Raw genomic sequence first — 14,957 nt, 5'->3', positions numbered from 1 at the left:
ACAACCCCGGTGGCGGTTTCAAGAATTGCCAGCCTGGGCGTTTCAAACCTTGCGGGGATGATCGGCGGGACGTTTCCGGAGGGACCAGAGACTGCCGATCGACACAAATGCAGTCAATATCAGGGGGGCAAAGGAGGGCAGGAAATAACCGCGAGTGGTCGCGTGATTGCCGCTCGCGACGGTCAGTGCCGTCAACATGAGGTAATGGACGAGGTAAGTGGACGCCATCACGGCAATCGCCACCGCCAGGTCCCCGCGTTTGCGACAGATTGCGACGACCAAGGTCAGGCCAGCCAGCGGTGTGGCGAGATGGATCAGCGGTATTGCAATAAAGGCAAAGGCTGCCGTCGCCAGGTTCCAGAACCGATTTGCAGGCGTGGCAATGCAGTCCAGGTAACCAGCCTCGTCGCCCTCATCCAAATAGCGCACCTTAAGGACGGACGCCCAACGCGCCCGCTGGTCTTTGTTCTCGTCCCGATCGCGGGATACTCTGGCGGTGAGGTCCCGGTAGTCCCGCAAAACGGCCGAAGGCGTGAAGAAGAGGTCCGGATAGACCCGTGGCATAAGGCGCAAAATCACTGCCAAATCCCTGCCGGTCAGTCCGTAGGATCCGGCCTGAATACGGATAGGCTCATCGACCCTGAGTCGATGATCGGCTATGGCGTCGGTCAGCGCTTCGTCCAGTTCACCGTAGCGTTCGGCAAGGGTCAGCCCATCCCGGAAATACCCGGAGGCGCTGGCTGCATCCATCCATGCCCACTCGAAATGCGAGACGGTCAGAGCGCCTTCGGGTTTCTCGCGAATGGTCAGGGTTTCCGAATCAAGATAGGTTCCACGCCAACTCGAAGCGAACTTGATCAGGTTGTCGGCCATCAGTTGGAACTCGGGCACTTCCATGGCGACCCTGCGGATCTTCTCGCGTGATGCGGTCGAGCCAAGAAAACGGGGATCCAACTCCGGATCCGCGATGCTGAAGAACGTCCGCATGAGGTCCGGATAGGGCGACGCCGTCTTTTCGCAGACGATGAAGCGCCCATAGTGGTGGACGTTCATCCCTGCTATGAACAGCCAGAAGCCGAAGACTCCGAACAATCCCGATAGCACGAATCGCAAATTCCACCAGGGGCTGACCAGCGATCGGGCGATCAGTAGATAACCGGTCATTCCCACGGCGAGACAACCCGTGTAGAGGAGATTCTCCTCCCGGGAGAACCAGAGCAGTCCCCACGACAATGCCGCGAGCAACAGACCAAAGATTTCGACGCCCCAATGAGATCGGCGATGCGCCCGTTCGTAGAGTCCGACGACGGAACCAAGAAACACCATGAAGACAATGGCGGTGAGCTGAAACCGGTAGATCCTCAGGGAGCCGGCGAAGATCGGATTGAAAAGGAGGAAGAAGCCGGCGATGAGCAGCAGCCATCCGGTTCCGGGAAATAGATAGCGGCTGCGGTGCAGGAGAAAGGCCACCGCGGCGATATGAAAAACGGAGAGGACCCAGAGATAGGGCAGGCCGGACTTGATAACAAAAGAAAGAAAGAGGGCGTAGCCGGGCATCTTTACCAGGGTCAGCGGATGGTAGTCTCCCAGCCAATGCCCCGAAGCGATGCTCTCCGCCTGATGGACAAAGAGGGCATCGTCATGAGCGGCGAAGGTGCGCAGGTCACTCTTGACCCCCACATAAGTCAGGAAGAAGGCCACCGCGAATAGCGTGAACCCGGTCCACAAGAGTCGATCACCGAGGTTCACACACCACCCTTTCTCGATCATCCCCCCATAAAGCGCTTATTCTGTTGATGCACAAGATCGCCGAACTCCTGCATGAATCGCAGCTCCTCGGGATCAAGCAGGACCGATTCCAACGCGGTCAGATTCTCCTTCAGTTGATCGAGGTTGGACGGTGCCGTCAGGACGACGTCGACTTCCGGCCGGGAGAGCACGAAGCGGTAGCATTCAGCCGGGGTGGGGATGCGGCCATCTGGCGGATAACCTTTTGGACGCCGCAGGAGGAAGCCCCAGCGGGTCGCGGTGTAGCTGATCACGGCCGGGTCGTGGGGGCCTAGGTGAGGGAAGATCTCCGTTTCCGCACCACGGTGGGCTGCATTGTAGCGGACCATGTAGGTGTCGAAAACGCCGTCGGCCGCGCAGGTGCCGATGAACTTTCGATCGTGACAAGACATGCCGATTCGTCGGACTTTGCCCTCGGCCTTCAGGGCCCGCAGTTCGTCGATGACCCGACCGGGCAGTTGGTCCGGCTTCATCACCCCGAGGAAGAGGCGTTCGTGATCGCATTGGGGCGTATCTCGTGATGACAAGCCATTCAACCTTGCCCCCTTCTCTCCACCATCCCGTGTGGAGTGGCTCAAGGCACGGATTGGGCTTGGGTGGGCGAGATGATCTCGAGCCGGAAGAAGACCGGGTTGAATCCGTTGGATGTCCGACGAACTTCGATATAGTCAAAGACGTTGTCGGATTCGATGATCTTTTCAGTCAGGCCTGCGGTCGTCCAGTCCTTGAGGTTGGTGGAGGTTTCGGCCCGAAGGACCCATCCGTCCAGGAAGTGGTTTCGGGGAAAGAGAAACGAGATCTCGTTGCCGTCGCGGTAGGTCTCGTAGTGGGGCGGCAAATCGGCCATGCGCGGATCCAGGTCCAGGACAAACTCTGTCAGGTTGTTCAGTCCGTCGAGATCGGGATCCGCAAAATCGCCTGAAAGATCCGGGTCGGCCCTCTCAGCTTCAGTGAAATGGCCTTCGAGGAAGCTTTGACGGGTCCGGTCGAAGTGCGCCCGAACCTGAAGGTCAGACCCCACGGTGACCGAGGTTTCCGCCTCGGTCACCTCAACGCCGTCGGACCAGTTTCGGAAGACCCAACCGGGTGAGGGGAGGGCCGTCAGTTTCACGCTGGATCCAATGGTCAGGGTGTCCGGATCCTGGTCGGTCTCGACCGTTCCTCGCCCTTCGATGGAAATCCCCATTCGGAGGTAGTTGGAAAAGATCGCTGTTACGGAGCGATCGCGATCCATTTGCACCGTGGTGGCCCCGATCCCTCCTTCAACGTCGCCATCCCATCTGAGGAAATACGCGTTGTCTCCCGCAATCGGGACAAGGTTGACCCGGGAATCCCTGGCGACGACACGATCGCCCGGGGCCATGCCGAGAAAAGAGCCGGGGCCGGCCACCGATGTCGTCAGTGTTTGAGCGTTCAGGTTATGGGGCGGACCCGACTCGATCAGGGAATTGTTGAGCAGATTGGCCTCATGAATATCGGAGTCGATGAATGCCCTGAGACGCCAAAGGCCCGGACGCAGGACATCAGGCATCCGGATCGGAACCTGTAGCAGGCGGAACTCACCTGCAGCGAAACCCGCGGCGAGATCGATGTCCATCCGCGCAACGGGAATATCCGAGAGCCGATCGATTCCGGACACCGAGGTGAGAAGAATCTCGATGGTTGCGCTGTGCCCCGGGGGGATTCCGGTCTGAGTCGGATTGGTCAGTAGGGCATCGACCACGCCAGTCGCGCCGGGACGGATTTCGCCGCTGTGGAGGGACATCTCATCCAGTCGCAGATCGACATGGGAAACGCGCATGAGGGTCCCCGACGCACCAAAAAGGTAGGTGTCTGTACCGAAGTCGACCGCGTCATAGACATACGGTGATCCGGAGAAGACCGACTGACCGGTTGCCACCAGATCGAAATGGCCTCCGGCGATGGTGTCCGTACGATCCGGGTTGGTCGCCAACAGGACCAGTTCACCGGCCATCCGGGCCACCCGGTAATAGGTGGTCCTCGAGTTCAGGTTCGTTTGTGTCCAGACCAACCCATCGGTCGACTTCTTATAGCCACCGTGCACCGGCAGATAGAATCGGTCGGCGAGAAATCGGGCCGGGCCGTAAGCGGATTGTTCGCTCGAATTCCAGGAAACCAGATCAATGGATGAATGAAGCCGGGTACCCTTGGTCACCACCCACCGGCCGAAACCGTGGGTGATGCCGGTGATCTCGACATCGGAGCCATCGGGAATTACAGCCTCGGACCAGGTGATCCCGTCGGTTGAGTGCAGAAGCGTTTGGCTGATGGTCTGAAGGAAGAGCCGCCCACCTTCGTAGGCCATCAACGCGGTGTAGGGGTCGACTGACTCGGGCAAGGTTGCGAGCCGCGCCCATTCGTCGGATGCGTCGGACTCCCAGACTCCACGGTCGGCGGTCAGCAGCCAGACCTTTTCAGATCCCACGGCGAAGGCACAGGCCGCTGCGTCGTTCACCACGAGGTCGCTCCATGGGCCAAAACCGGATGAAACCCGGACCCGGTTTGAAGTGGCTTCGCCGGGCTTACTCTCGCGCAGGAAGCGCCTGTCATGAAGCCCCCCGAAATGGGTGATGGCCGAGCTGTAGAACACACTCGACGCGACCAGCGTCGGCCAATCGATCCCGTTGGGCGAGAATGCCGTATGCCCGCCGTCCGACCACAACTGGCTCGCGCTGCCTTCGCGGAATCCGAGGGTGCCGTTTTCACCGGGAAGAAGTTGCACGCCATAGGGAACGGGTGGTCGGGCCGGGTCGGTCGTCCAGTTGAGGCCATCGCTGGAGGTGGTCAGGAACTGGGTCCCGGCGGCGACCAGTCTGTCGGCGGCGACGAGTACACTCGTTCCCGGGAAGCCATGACAACTCTGCCAGTCAACCCCGTCGATCGAGGCGAGCCAGGGGGTGGACGATGAGCGAGAGTCCAGGTAGAAACGACCGCCGGTGAAGATCACCCGCATGCTCCCGACTCCCCATACGGGCAGTTGGATCGAAGGCAGCCATGCCTGGTCTGGTTCGGTCGACTTGAGAACCACCGGGCCGGTGGTGGTCAGGATGAAGAGGCCGTTGCCGGCGGCGACAGAAAGGATCGGGTTGGTTCCGATCGGCAGAAAGTCGTCAAGTGGCGAGAAGTGGACACCATCCACCGATAACCCATATCCCGATTCCCAGCCCGTGGCGATGATGTATCCATTTTCAGAAACGGCGCTGGTCACGCCGTCGATGCCGATGACAAGCTCCCATTGGATACCGTCAATACTGGTCAACGTCCGGTTGAAGGTCTCACGAAAATAGAGCCGCCGCCCGATCGGTACGAGTTTGGGGAAATCCAGACTTCCATTCGGAGCTGGACCCCGGACCTCAGTCCAGTTGATGCCGTCTTCCGAGGCGACCAGCTGGAAATCCCGGGTCACGCCGATGAGGCGGTCCGCGATCGGCTGGACATCCATCAGGCGCATGTTCGGGTCCAGTCCGAAGATCTCCCAATCGACACCGTTGACGCTGCGGGCGGCCCGGGCGTCGATCCCAAAGGCCCACCATTCGTCTCGGAAGCGAACGGCCGCATTCATCCGGCCGAGATAACCCTCCGGCAATTCCACGATCGGCATGGTTGGATTCACCTGTACGCGAAGGGTCGTGGTGGCCTCGTTTCCGGATTCGTCAATCGCGTTGAGGGTGAGGACCTGTTGGCCGGTTGTTTCAGGAGTGAAGCGGTAGGCCCCATCCCCAAGGTCGTGCAGCCAGGAGGCGGACCCGGTGGTGGTCAGGTCCTGGAAGGAGATATCGCCGTCCGGATCGGCGGCGGTGGGCACGACCGTGAGATGAGAATAACGGGGCAGGACTACGAGATCGGAGGTGGTTCCCGCGATCGCGACGACCGGAGGTTGCCCGGGTGGCGAGCCGATCGACTGAACACCACTGCCAAAATCCTGAGGGAATCGGGGGTTGAGTGATTCGGGATCACTGGTCAGCCAGAAGCGTCCTTTGAAGAAGAGCAGGCGTCCGCTGCCTCCGGCGAACCGTCCGACCGGTGACCAGATGACCAGGTCGGTTGATTCGTAGAGATTGCCATACTTGGTGGCCACGAGGAACCGGCCCCCTCCCCAGGCGATCCCCATGGCGTATTCGGATGGTCGGATCAGGTCCGCCTGCTGCCAGTTCAAACCGTCGGACGAGCGGGCGATGGTGCCCATGCCCGTGACTGAGCCGTAGAGGGAGCCCGAGTGGGCGATTCCGTTGGTCGTCGGCAATTGGTCGATGTAGCTGGCGGTTCCATCCGACCTGATGGCGTAGACCCCTGAATAGCTGGTCATGAAGAGAAGATTGCCGGCCGTGAAAGAGCGTTCGACTTCAAAGGGCGCCTGCTTCCCCAGGATACGGTTCCAGGTGGTTCCATTGCTCGATTGCTCAATCTCCTCATCGAAGTTCATCCGGAAGATTGAGCCGAAGGCCGAGCATGCGAACTGGCCGAAATCTCTGGTGACCTCAGTCAGGGCCAAAGGCGACGGCCCGGCGAAGATCTTTCTCTGATTATTGACGAGATAGAATTTATCCTGATGAAAAAAGACCTGCTCCCAATAGTCTTCGGGATATCCTTGGACGGGCAGGGGAGTCCACTCGATGCCATCAAGGGAAAAAGAGGATTCACCCGGTGAGAAGGAGAGGAAGAAGAGTGCGTTCCCCGCCAGGTGGAGTCGACCATACGGAGCAGGGCGTGCCCGAACGGCCATGGTCGTTCCAACCGATCCTGTCACGAGAAGACCGCGTTTCCCCGTGACGATTGCGATTTCGCCATCCGTAACTGCCGAGAGAGGTATCGGATCGGAAAAAGGTACATCACCCGTATCGACCGGCTTCCAATTGATACCGTTATTTGATGTCTGAAAGCCGTTGAAGTCGACGCGTGCGTAGATGCCCTTGGCTACCACGATGCCGTCGTTTTCTCCGATCCCAGAGGACTCCCAAGTGATGCCGTCGCGGGATCGACTGGTATAGGAGTAGAACCATTCGCCATCGGATTTGAGTTTCCAATTTCCTATATTCCGGTCCGAGACCATGGTCCAGTCCACTCCGTCAGGAGAGGTCCAGACACCTCCGGAGTATTCCAATCCAGCCATGAATCGATGGTTGGCCCAGACGACGGCGTGCATATTGGAGACTCCCTGAGGCAGGCGTGTCCATTGAATCGCGTCGACCGATCGGAACGAATCGCTCCCGGCTGCCACGATGATCGTGCCGTCAGTGGCCAGACTTCGGATTGGCCCGCCGCTCACCTGATGACGGACCCAGGTGGTGAAATCTGGAGTCACCAAGGCATAGGTGGCGTTGAAGGGCGCAATGGGGCCGACGAAGACCCAGTTCGTGCCGTTCCTGAAGATGTGGTTGATCGTCATTGGCTCGGGCACGGTGGCGCTCTGCCAGTCGATCCCGTCGGCCGAAAGTGCGTAGTGGCCGCCTTGTCCTCCGACGACGAAGATTCCATCGGCGTAGTGGCTGGCATTCAGATCGAATCCCGGACTGCGAGGCAGGCGCCAGACGGGTTCCAGGTTTGCCGAGGATGAGACATGAAGGGTGGCCGCCATGGATTGAATCGAACCAAAGGGACTGGCCACCCGGACATGATATGCGGCTTCGTCGGCCGGATCGACTCCGGTGAGGGTGAAATGATTCGCGGTCGCACCCTCGATCGGTTGTCCGTCCTTGAACCATTGGTAGGCCAACTGACCATCGCCGACGGCGAGAACCGCAAATCCGGCATTCCCGCCTTCGTCGACGGTCAGATCAGCGGGTTGCTTCAGGATTCTCAGGTCAGGGGGCAGAAGGTCGACCGATGCGGTCCGACTGGTCGTCCGGCCGGTGGGACTATCGATGATCACTCGATAAGGGCCGACGTTGGCGGGTCCAAAGTCCGGCACGGTGAGTCGGGCACCGGTCGCTCCCGGAATCGCCACTTCATTGAATTCCCACTGGTAGGCGAGCGGCGGGGTGCCGAGGGCGACAACCTCCAGGGTGAGCGTCTGGGTGGGCCGGACCTGGGCATCGGCGGGCTGACTGGCGATGAACGGAGACTGAGAAGGTTGTCCCACCAGCGAGAAGACGGTTCCGCGAAGTCCCATCGACTCCACCTGCAGTTGATAGGCCTGGCCGCCCACGAGTTCATAGGCGCTGGCCTGGCGGCCAAAAACCGTTGTGCCGACCGGGTCGATCGGGATTAGGCCGGCGAGGGTGGTTCCCTCGCTGCGATAGAGCTTGAAGCGGGTGGACGTGTCGGCCGCATCGAGGGCCAGGACATAGACTCCGGTTGCGGACGGCGTCCATTGCCACCAGACGGTGCGGCCGCTTCCGCTTGAAGCGGGTTCCAATGGTTCGCGGGTCGCGTTCTCGGTGGAGCCCGAGAGGACGAAAGAGTCGCCGGCGATTTTCCCGGCTCCGCTGAAAGGGTCGTTCAGAGGCCGGGCACTCAGGGTGAAGGTTGAGGGCGTGGGGATCGCGTTGCGGGCGCCGGAAAGAACAATGCGAAAAGCCACTCCGGGGAGGGCATCGAACTCGGACGACTGGCCGGGCGAAGCATCCGCGATTCGGTTCAGGTTCTCCGGTTGGCTGCCGGTATAGACAACCACGGTGGAATCGGGGACCTCCGAGACCACGCTCAACGAGACCCGGGCCGCCACGGCGGGCGTCCAGGTGTACCAGACGGTTCCCTGATCCGCTTCCCTACCGTGAACCGGCTCTCCGGGCTGGGTCGTGGCGAGACTCGGGTAGGCGGAGCGCGTGTTCTGAAACTGGATGAGAACGGCCGGATCCTCAAAGGCATCGTGGGGCTCGGTCTGCACGGCATTCTCAATAGTGGCACCGGCGTTGAGGGATAACCCGAGAAGGGTTCTGCCTTCAAGGAATTCGTTGGAGATCGAATTCCGGATCAGCCTGCTCCGAACTCCGGATACATCAAGATCAGCGTCTTCGGCCATCAGGAGGGAGATGGTTCCGGTGACATGCGGAGCCGCCATCGAAGTTCCGCCTTCCACCTTGTAGGCGTTGTCGCTGGAGGACCAGGTCGAGAGGATGGTGGTGCCCGGGGCGCCGAGCAGGACGGACTGCGGCCCCCAGTTGGAGAACGTTGCCAGCATCCCGTTGCTGTCGGTTGCGGCGACTGCGATCAGATTGGGTGCGCTGTAGGCGGCGGGGTAGGTGGGGGTGATGTCGATATTGCGTGCCTCATTGCCGGCTGAGGCGATGAAGAAGACCCCGGCGGCATCGGCTCTCAGAATAGCCGACTCGAGAGCGTTGCTTCGGCCGTCGGAGCCCCAACTGGCGTTGATGACGGAGGCGCCTTCTCCGATGGCGTAATCAATCGCCTCGATCGCCGCGGAGTTGGTCCCGATTCCGTCGGCGTCGAGGATCTTGAGGGACATGAGCCGCGACCTCCACGCCACGCCTGAAATACCCTTTCCGTTGTTTCCCGCCGCGCCGACGATCCCGGACACATGGGTGCCGTGGCCGTTGTCGTCGGACGGGTTGCCACTGTCGGTCAGGAAGTTTGCACCGTGGACGTCGTCAACATATCCGTTGTGGTCATCATCGATTCCGTTGCCGGACAACTCGCCGGGATTGCTCCAGAGGGAATCCCGCAGGTCCTCGTGGGTCGCCCGAATGCCCGTGTCAATGATCGCGACGACGACGGAGGACGCATCGGTCCGGACTTCCCATGCCTGGGCGGCGCCAATCCCGTGTTGCGGGGAATGGGCCTGCAACGCCCATTGATCGGCGAACCGTGAATCGGAGGGCGCGAGGCTGGCCTGAACGATGAAATCGGGCTCGACGTAACGCACGACCCGATTGACGGAGGCGGAGGCACCGATGGCTCTCCCGAGGGACAGCGGGTCGCGGAAATCGGAAAGTCTGGCCCGGAAAAGGCCGTCGGGGGTCACTTCGTCATAGAGATCGAGTCCGGCTTCGCTGAGTGCCGTCAGGGTCTGCGGATCCGGCTTTGCTGCGGCCAACTGGATCAGGACATGATCGGCCACCATGGCGACGCGAGATCGAATCTGTTCTGCGCCCTGGTCGCCGATAGAAACCGTTTCTTCGGTCCTGATGAATGGCCAGGTCCCATCCGTTTCCCAGACGCGGGTGCGGCGAAACGAGCCGTCGGGAGTGGGCTCGGAGGATTCGCCCAGCAAGGTGGACCGGGAGAGGAGGGCGTCCAACGGAGAGGGTGGCGGCAAGGAGAGAAGCGCCCTGGTGACGGACCTTGGCTCGGCCGAAGCGGGAGCGGTGGGCCCGTGCTTGGGAGGCGGAGAGGCTGCTGTGGCGTTGGGTTCGGGCTGCCCGGCAGGGATCATGGACGGTGCCGGAACCTCCGACTCATCCGGCGATGTCCGGAGCAAAATGAGCAGAGTCCCGGTCAGAACAAAGGCTGCTGTGACCAGGAGTGTCCGCCGGGTGCTGTTCATGGGGAATCGAATTCGTGACAGGATGGGTGCGCCCGGTGGTTTCTCAATGAAATAGACCGAATGGGGTTCTTTGATATTCTTCTTATTGATGCAATAAGTTTGCCTGATTGACAGCCCGCGTGGAGACGGGCAGCCTGCGTATGCCTGCGGCGCTTGGACTCTATTCCCGAGTCATTTCCTGCCGACTGAAAAACCCCCAAGAAAAGGATTACCCCATGAATGTGAAACGTATCGCCCTGATTGCCGCCTTGTGTGTCTGCCCCTTCTTCTCCATCGCCCAGGCCACGGTCCTCCGTGTCGTCGTCGTGAAAACAGCCGACGTCAAGGCCTATGCCAAGGAACTGGAGGCCGGGAGGAAGATCCTGAAGGACGCGGGCAGTACGGGCGTCGTTCGATCCTGGGTCGCCCGTTATGCCGGCGAGCAGGCGGGTTCGGTGGTCGTCTCGATCGAGTATGCCGACATGACAGCCCTGGCCACGGACTACGAGACGATGGACAAGAATGCCGATTACGCCGCCTGGTTGAAGGGCCTCGCCAAGATGCGGGAGATCGTCTCCGATTCGATCTACGAGGAACTCTAGGCCGGCCGGGTCATCCGGTCGCTCCCGGTCGCAAACAAACCGTAGCCTGCTGGAATGGCGCTTAGTTAGCGAAAGAATCGGACCAGCCAACGAGGTGTTGACTGCTCTTCGGCGGCGGGTCCGGAGGCCCTCGCCCTACCACCCGAAATAAGAGCATCCGTGGTAGGGCTGGACGTCCCCGGCCAGCCGCAACGGATGTCCGAGACAAGACATCGATAAGCACACTTAACTAAGCGCCATTCTAGTTTACTACGGTTTGTTTTTTACAACCATACGTAGTGCACTACGTTTTGTTTGCCAGCCGGGTTCTCGTACGGGTTGGTGCGATTGAGGTTGTCCCCCTGGGTTTTCCGGCCGATCGTGTCCGGACAGGGTCGAGCTTCGCTCGACACGCGCAACCATGAAATCACTCGAACGGCTCTGGCCGTATCCGCACAAACTTGAGTTGAAGGGGGTGTTTCCGAAGCCCTCGCGAATCGCCTTCTCGGGGTGTCCGCTGCCGGACTACCTGGCGGAGGATTTCCGCGACCTTCGGGTTGTCGGATTTGCCGGAGGTTCCGACGCCTATGGCGTTCACCTGGCGATCGATGACCCGGCCCTGGATCCGGAGGCCTGTCGTCTGGTCCTGGAACCATCCGGGGGCAGCGTGGTTGCGGGTGGGGCGGCTGGCCTGGCCCATGGTCTCCAGACGTTCCTGCAGATCCTTGCGCTTTCCCGTGGAGGAATCTGGCCGGAGGTGTTGATCGAGGACGGCCCCGCCTACCGGAAACGCTGCTTCATGGTCGACATGGGGCGCAGTGTTTTTCCTCTCCAAATGCTGAAGCGGATCGTGCGGATTCTCCACCGCCTGAAGATGAATCAATTGCATCTGCACCTCTACGACGACGAGATCTGCGGTCTGCGGTTTGAAGGACTTCCGTTCGGCCGGGACAATCCGCATGCATTGACGATTGAAGGACTGGCCGAGCTGGTGGCCTACGCCGGGAGGTATCATGTCGAAATCGTGCCGGAGCTGGAGGCGTGGGGTCACGTCGGTTCGCTCGTCCACCACCGCCCGGAGCTGCGGGGCGGGGAGGGCATGTACAGCGGATCCTCGTTCCTCATCTGCGAGGAGACCTTCGCCCTGATGCGGGAGCTGATCACCCAGGTGGCCCGGGTCATGCCAGCCAAAGCGACGATCCATCTGGGGCTGGACGAGGCAAAGTGGTTTCCCGGGCCGGAACTGCCGGTGGACTTCACCCCGACGCGGATGGTGGAGCGTTACCATACGATTGTCCGTGAGGTCGCACGCGAGCAGGGCAAGGAATTGACCCTGAGGGTGTGGGCCGATCATGCCGGACGGCCGATCCCGGAGAGCATCCGGAAGGATTTCATCATCGAACCCTGGCAGTATTGGCAGGCCAAATATGAAAACATCGACGCGGCTGTCGAAAAGTATTCCGGGGAAGGGAAAATGCGCTGGATGGCCGGGGCGGGAGCCAGTGTGGGCCAGCCCCGCGGCGCTTTTCACGCCACGCGGTACTGGTGCAAGCAGGCCCGGAGCAGTCCGAATTGCGACGGCATCAACATCACCTTCTGGGGCACCAACGAACTGGAAAGGAAGTTCATCAGCCTGTTTGCCGGAGCCTATTATGCCTGGAATCCGGAGCCGCCGACGGATTTTGCGGCAATCGACGAATACGAGGACTACGACCGCAGGGTCTTCCCGATCATGCGTTGGTGGCAGGGTCGATTCCGCGACGCCTTTCCGGACGAACTCCTGAAGGAACAGGGACCGGTCGTTCACATGGGTTATTACCTCTGGGGAGTGAATCACGGTCGACCGGTTTCCCCGGAAGGCGCAGCCGCCGGCACATTCTCGGGGCACGATTTCCTGAACGAGTAGGACCGGGGTGGCTCGGGCGGCCGCCCCGGATCAGGGTGGTACGCCAACCCGCTGCCGTGAGAGAATTCGGGATCGCTTTGGCTTCCTGTTGTGGCGTGCTTCCGTGGGACGTCCCGGGTTGATGACCTGATACCCATCGGGCATCTCGACGTCGGATCCGCCAAACCACACTTGGCCGAAGGCTTTTACCGGATTTCTCCATCTGACCGCTGAGTTCAGCGATCTGCTCCAACCGACCGCATTCTTCCTGGAAGGCGCGGTTGATCATCGTATTTTTGGGCTATTCGTTCGACGGATACCGGTGATAAGGGTCCGGAAGTCGGCGGGACACAGGGACCGCGCCGACGATTCGGCATGGGGTTCGCGGTTGATCCCGGTCTTATCAGCCGTTAACGTCACAAAGACAGGACCAGATCCCGTTTCTACGGGTTTGCTGCGCGGATCCCGTAGACATAGAGCTCGTGGATTTCCCGATCGTAGCCGGGATAGAGGCCCTTGGGCATGCCGAGAACGATGTGTTTGCCGCGATTGGCCAGGACGATCATTTCGCCCGTTCCATCGTCGAAGGTGATTCCCTCGATCTCACCGACTTTGCGAAACTCGCTAAAGGCCTTCTCATGAGTGACGTAGGCGGCGGTGTCGCGGACTCCGGCGGGAACGCGCCAGAGATTATCGACCTCCCCGTCTTCGGCATCGCCGTCGTCGGCCGTAAGGTAGAGAAAGCCGCCCTGATAAGCCACCCCCTGCTGCCATTGGGGTGGGGCACGCAGGTGGAGCCGTCCGGAATAGGCTCCCGTATCCAGATCGTAGCGGTAGATATAGCGTCCGTTCACCAATCCGTCAGCCAGATGCTGTTGTCACCGGCATCGATGGCGACTCCGCTGACCTCGATCTGGCCGGAAGCCGGCTCCCAGGGAATCGACCGCAGGTAGAGCAGTGTGCGGGCATCGTAGACGGCGACCTGGATATCCTTGCCCTGAAAGTCTTCGAACCATTCCACTACGGCAAAGAGCTCTCCGTTGTGGAAACAGATGTCGCCAATATGATTGCCGGGATGGGGCAGGTCATCCAAGGCCGTCTCGTTCTTGCCCACCAGTTCTCCAGACTTTGAATAGATAAAGAGCGAGGTGTTTCCGCCGACAAAGTAGTTTGTCCCGTTCGTGGCCACGCCCTGACGCCCTTCCACTTCGATGACCCGGAGCAGTTCATAGGATCGATGGTCGGGTTGGGTGTCTCCGATCGTCTTGGAGGCGCCCAGAAGGGAGAGCAGGACGAACAGGCCGAAGTTCACTGAATTGGACATAGAGGGGACACTCGATCTGAACAGTGCCGGATTCCGATATTGGCCGGCGGGTGGGGTTCCGATTGACTACCGGCTCTTCTGCCAGGACTCGATTGTGAATCCGGGGGTAAGGAAGATCTGCTTCACCTTGTCCTCCTTGGCTCGGACTTCATGGCAGGCCTTGAGAACATCTGCGGCAATCTCAGGTGAGAGGCGGGTGATGCCGTCGGCGTCGCCGATCAGGATATCGCCGGGGCGAATGGTCAGCCTGGCGACCGTGACGGGCTCGTTGATGGAGCGCAGGGTGAACGGGCCGTGACCGGGAACCCGGCCGGTCGCCCAGAGGGAGATGCCGGCTTCCGTGACTCCGGGTATGTCGCGGGCGCAGCCATCGACCACCGCGCCAACGGATCCCATCGCTTTCATGGTGGTGGCCATGCAATCACCGATCATGGCACCGCGCCGGGCCGGCGCGTCGACATCCTGCAGGACGGCGATGGTGGGCGCACCGACGGCCGCCAGCGCATCCCAATAGGCGGCGTAGTCGCTGTAGTTGGTCGGGACGCCGCTCGCGGCTGGATCACTGATCGGCGTCCAGGTCGAGGTGACGGCATAGCCAACGGTGACGGGCCCGCCGATGGCCACATACTGCTGCAGATCGGGACCGGTGTAATCCTCATCGGCATGGACGTAACCGCGGACAAGGATGGCGGCATTCTGGACCGTGGCGGAATCGAAGGCGGCGAGTTCGGTGAGAAGCGACATGTGGAATTGGGGCTGGAGTTGGAAGAATCGGAAATCTGAGGAGGGAGTGGGGCCAATGGTTCGAGTCCGAACCCGTCGAGAAGACCGGACCCCATTGATCAGTGTCCAGGAATCATCATGAATCAACATGAAATCCGGTGGACGCGCATTGGTCATCGGGGCGGAAAGTCGGCGGAAGGGATTCCGATGGTC

8 protein-coding genes are annotated in these 14,957 nt (G+C 60.7%); 2 read left to right on the top strand and 6 right to left on the bottom strand.

Annotation, left to right across the window (positions count from 1 at the left end; all coding sequences use genetic code 11):
• Nucleotides 1-42: 42 nt before the first annotated feature.
• Genes R3F07_12845 through R3F07_12835 form a run of 3 tightly spaced genes read right to left on the bottom strand, consistent with a single transcriptional unit; the run spans nucleotide 43 to nucleotide 10,252 of the window.
• On the bottom strand, nucleotides 43-1,770 hold the full coding sequence (locus R3F07_12845) for a hypothetical protein (GenBank protein ID MEZ5277262.1): 1,728 nt from the start codon (nucleotides 1,768-1,770) through the stop codon (nucleotides 43-45).
• Nucleotides 1,767-2,315 (bottom strand): hypothetical protein, encoded by a 549-nt coding sequence (locus R3F07_12840; GenBank protein MEZ5277261.1) that lies wholly within the window; start codon nucleotides 2,313-2,315, stop codon nucleotides 1,767-1,769. Before R3F07_12840 ends, R3F07_12845 begins: the two co-directional genes overlap by 4 nt.
• Nucleotides 2,316-2,362: 47 nt before the next feature.
• Nucleotides 2,363-10,252: a S8 family serine peptidase gene (locus R3F07_12835; GenBank protein MEZ5277260.1), complete on the bottom strand. Its 7,890-nt coding sequence runs from the start codon at nucleotides 10,250-10,252 to the stop codon at nucleotides 2,363-2,365.
• 215 nt (nucleotides 10,253-10,467) lie between these two features.
• On the opposite strand from R3F07_12835, the gene R3F07_12830 reads away from it, so the two are divergent.
• On the top strand, nucleotides 10,468-10,833 hold the full coding sequence (locus tag R3F07_12830) for a hypothetical protein (GenBank protein MEZ5277259.1): 366 nt from the start codon (nucleotides 10,468-10,470) through the stop codon (nucleotides 10,831-10,833).
• 400 nt (nucleotides 10,834-11,233) lie between these two features.
• Complete coding sequence (locus R3F07_12825) at nucleotides 11,234-12,718, top strand: family 20 glycosylhydrolase (GenBank protein ID MEZ5277258.1); 1,485 nt, start codon at nucleotides 11,234-11,236, stop codon at nucleotides 12,716-12,718.
• A gap of 422 nt (nucleotides 12,719-13,140) precedes the next feature.
• On the opposite strand, the gene R3F07_12820 is transcribed toward R3F07_12825, so the two are convergent.
• From R3F07_12820 to R3F07_12810, 3 genes are all read right to left on the bottom strand, one after another.
• On the bottom strand, nucleotides 13,141-13,551 hold the full coding sequence (locus R3F07_12820; GenBank protein MEZ5277257.1) for a hypothetical protein: 411 nt from the start codon (nucleotides 13,549-13,551) through the stop codon (nucleotides 13,141-13,143).
• The gene (locus R3F07_12815; GenBank protein ID MEZ5277256.1) at nucleotides 13,548-14,021 is read right to left on the bottom strand and encodes a hypothetical protein; all 474 of its coding nucleotides are present in this window, start codon (nucleotides 14,019-14,021) and stop codon (nucleotides 13,548-13,550) included. Before R3F07_12815 ends, R3F07_12820 begins: the two co-directional genes overlap by 4 nt.
• Before the next feature lie 66 nt (nucleotides 14,022-14,087).
• Nucleotides 14,088-14,765, bottom strand: coding sequence for an RraA family protein (locus R3F07_12810; GenBank protein ID MEZ5277255.1), 678 nt, complete (start codon nucleotides 14,763-14,765; stop codon nucleotides 14,088-14,090).
• Nucleotides 14,766-14,957 lie beyond the last annotated feature (192 nt).

The sequence above is a fragment of the Opitutaceae bacterium genome, assembly GCA_041395105.1.
Lineage (GTDB): Bacteria > Verrucomicrobiota > Verrucomicrobiia > Opitutales > Opitutaceae > B12-G4.
The sequence above is the reverse complement of the archived record's forward strand: the minus strand, read 5'-3'. Positions and strand labels throughout refer to the sequence as shown.

Bases quoted from the DNA above. Each gene is read 5' to 3' on its own strand.
- R3F07_12845 (MEZ5277262.1), bottom strand. From the start codon at position 1,770: ATGATCGAGAAAGGGTGGTGTGTGAACCTCGGTGATCGACTCTTGTGG.
- R3F07_12835 (MEZ5277260.1), bottom strand. From the start codon at position 10,252: ATGAACAGCACCCGGCGGACACTCCTGGTCACAGCAGCCTTTGTTCTG.
- R3F07_12830 (MEZ5277259.1), top strand. From the start codon at position 10,468: ATGAATGTGAAACGTATCGCCCTGATTGCCGCCTTGTGTGTCTGCCCC.
- R3F07_12825 (MEZ5277258.1), top strand. From the start codon at position 11,234: ATGAAATCACTCGAACGGCTCTGGCCGTATCCGCACAAACTTGAGTTG.
- R3F07_12815 (MEZ5277256.1), bottom strand. From the start codon at position 14,021: ATGTCCAATTCAGTGAACTTCGGCCTGTTCGTCCTGCTCTCCCTTCTG.
- R3F07_12810 (MEZ5277255.1), bottom strand. From the start codon at position 14,765: ATGTCGCTTCTCACCGAACTCGCCGCCTTCGATTCCGCCACGGTCCAG.